We start from the raw sequence: 3,099 nt of genomic DNA, 5'->3' as shown, positions 1-3,099 counted from the left end.
CTCCCCCCATTATTTCCACAACCACACCGGGCGCGGCCTCAAAACTAACACCGGCCCCCGCCTCTTATAACATTCGGGGGCCCCGCACTAGGGCCCGGCCCCCACTCAGTAGGTGAACTCCCCCTATGCGCCGATGGCTTCCTTCAGGGGCGGAGCCGCCTTCTCCCGGCCGGGCTGCCGCAGCAGCAGCGCGAAGGCCGCTGCCACCATCGATATCCCGCCGGCCAGCGCGTACGCCCCGTTGTAGCCCCACGCGGCGACCACCATCGAGCCGAGGCCGCCGCCGAACAGGCCACTGATGAGCTTGCCGCTGTAGACGAGCCCGTAGTTGGTGGCGTTGTAGTTCTCCCCGAAGTAGTCCGGGGTCAGCGCCGCGAACATCGGGTAGAACGCGCCGCCGCCGAAGCCGGAGAGGAAGGCGAAGACCAGGAACAGCCACTCACTCTTGATGTCGCCCGCCCAGATCACGCCGAACTGGGCAAGCCCGAGCACGACGATCACGAGCACGAGGCTGAGCTTGCGGCCCCAGATGTCCGACATCCAGCCCACGACGGCACGGCCGACTCCGTTGATGACGGCCATGACGCCCATCGACGACGCCGCGACCAGAGGCCCGAAACCGACCTCCTTGGCGAAGTCCACCTGGAACGAGATGCCGAAGATCGACACACCGGCCGTCAGCACGAGGCTGAACCACATGATCGGCAGCATGCCGGTCCTGATGGCCTCCTTGGGCGTGAACTGGCGCACCGCGGGCGGGTTCTTGGCGAGAGACCTTGCGCTCTTGCTCGTGCCGGAGGTGGCGAGAGGGTCGATGTCGTGCGGCCACCAGTTCTTCGGCGGGTCCCTGAAGTAGAACGCGCAGACCAGCACCACGACCAGGACGTAGGCGCCGATCATGTCGAGCACCCGGTGGTAGTTGGACGTGTCGAACGCGTAGTTGAAGATGAAGATGAACGGCAGGGATCCGTAGGCGAAGCCGCCGTTGACGAAGCCTGTTTTGCCGCCTTTTCGCTCCGGGAACCATTTGCCGACCATGTTGATGCAGGTCGAGTAGACGAGGCCGGAGCCGAGGCCGCCGATGACACCGAAGCCGAGGATCGCCAGCCACACATTGCTCAGATGGGACAGGGCGAGAAAGCCGAGCATGCACAGGAACGAGCCGGTCATCATGGCCCGCTTCGCGGACAGGATGCCCTTCTCCCGCATCCATCCCGCGGGGAAGGCGATGCCCGCCTGGAAGAACACCCAGATGCTCAGGATCCAGAAGGTGTTCGACTGCGTCCAGCCATGTGCGCTGGACAGCGTGTCCTCCGCCGAACCGTACGCGTACTCGGAAACGCTGATGGCCATCATCGCGACCCATGGCAGATACACCATGAACTTACGGGAATGGCCGAGGATGTCGCGGTCCGTCTCGCCTACGCGATAGACGCGGCCGTTCTCGTCGGTGATCTCTCGGTACCTGCTACCAGTGGTCGTCGCCGAGTTGCCTGCGGCGATGGGCTCAGCCGTCATATCAAGCCATCTCCTCACCGAGCGGTTGCGGGTTGGGTTGTATGTCACGGGGCTTGGACCTGCCGGGTTGGGACAGGAAGAGCGCGATGAAGCCGGCGAAGAAGGAGATGCAGCCCGCCAGGACGAAGGCACCGGAGTGCCCCCAGGCCCCGACCACCACGGCGCCCATCCCCGCGCCCAGTCCGGAGACGAGCTTGGAGCTGTAGACCATGCCGTAGTTGGTGGCGTTGTTGTTCTCGCCGAAGTAGTCCGCGGTGAGCGCCGCGAACATCGGGAAGATGGCGCCGCCGCCGAAACCGGAGATCGCGGAGAAGATCAGGAACAGCGGCAGGTTCTTGGCCTCGGCCGACCAGAGGATGCCGAACTGGGCGCACCCGAGGATGGCGCACACGGCGAGCAGACACTGCTTGCGGCCGTAGCGGTCGGAGAGCCATCCGATGACGCCGCGCCCGCTGCCGTTGACGAGCGCCTTCAAGGACATCGCGGCGGCAACGATTCCGCCGGCGAAGCCGGCCTCTTCGCCGATGTCCACCTGGAAGGCGATGCCGAAGATGTTCACGCCGGAAGTGCAGGCCAGACAGAACCACATCAGTGCCACTCGGCCGGTCCGCCAGGCCTCCAGCGGGGTGTACTGCTTGACGGCCGGCGGGTTCTTCTCCAGGGAACGCCGGGCGCGCGGGTCCTCCGGCGGATTGAGCGGATCGACGTTCGCAGGCCACCAGTTCTTCGGCGGATCCTTGAAGAAGGAACCGGCGAACGCGACCATCGCGGCGAGCAGAACGCCCACCGAGAGCAGCACCCATCGGTAGTTGGTCAGGTCCATGTAGCCGGTGAACAGGAAGACGAACGGCACCGAACCGTAGGCGAAGCCGCCGTTGACGAAGCCGGTCTTGCCGCCCCTTCGCTCCGGGTACCACTTGCCCACCATGTTGACGCAGGTGGCGTACACCATGCCCGCGCCCATGCCGCTCAGCACACTGAAGCCGATGTAGGCGAAGACGACATGTGGTGCCAGGGCCAGCGACAGATAGCCCATGAAGGTGCCCGACGCGCCGATCATCATCGCCCAGCGGGCCGGCAGTCTGCCGCTCTCACGCAGCCTGCCCGCGGGGAAGGCGACCGCGGCCTGGAAGAACACCCAGACGGTCATCATCCAGAAGATGTGCAGGCTGTTCCAGTCGTGCGCGGTGTGCAGGGTGTCCTCGGCGGAAGCGAACGCGTACTCGGCGGAGGAGATCCCCATCATGCCCACCCAGGGCAGGATCACCATCCACTTGCGCTTGCGGCCCAAGATGTCGATATCTGTCTCGCCAACCCGGTACACACGGCCGTTGGCGTCCGTCACCTCCCTGTAGGGGACGGAGGTTGATAGATCGGTTGCGGTCATGACGGTCGCACCCCTTGCGTCGAAAGATCTGGCCAGCGCCCCCTGTCCAAATTCCTTTCGCGTGCGCATGGGTCCCGGGGCCGGCCGGCGCGCCCCCCCCGCCCGCCCCCCCACCCGGCACCCCCATTAACCCCCCCCCACAGCCCCCCCCCCCCGGCCCCCCCCGCCCTGTTTGCGGGGGGGGGGGGCCCCGC

At 66.0% G+C, this 3,099-nt stretch carries 2 protein-coding genes; both read right to left on the bottom strand.

What is annotated here, in order from left to right:
• Nucleotides 1-123: 123 nt before the first annotated feature.
• The gene (locus tag ACWFR4_RS05525; protein ID WP_453650983.1) at nucleotides 124-1,518 is read right to left on the bottom strand and encodes an OFA family MFS transporter; all 1,395 of its coding nucleotides are present in this window, start codon (nucleotides 1,516-1,518) and stop codon (nucleotides 124-126) included.
• 1 nt (nucleotide 1,519) lies between these two features.
• On the bottom strand, nucleotides 1,520-2,905 hold the full coding sequence (locus ACWFR4_RS05520; RefSeq protein WP_453650981.1) for an OFA family MFS transporter: 1,386 nt from the start codon (nucleotides 2,903-2,905) through the stop codon (nucleotides 1,520-1,522).
• Between the last annotated feature and the right edge of the window lie 194 nt (nucleotides 2,906-3,099).

It is taken from the genome of Streptomyces sp. NPDC055140 (genome assembly GCF_053607285.1).
The sequence above is the reverse complement of the archived record's forward strand: the minus strand, read 5'-3'. Positions and strand labels throughout refer to the sequence as shown.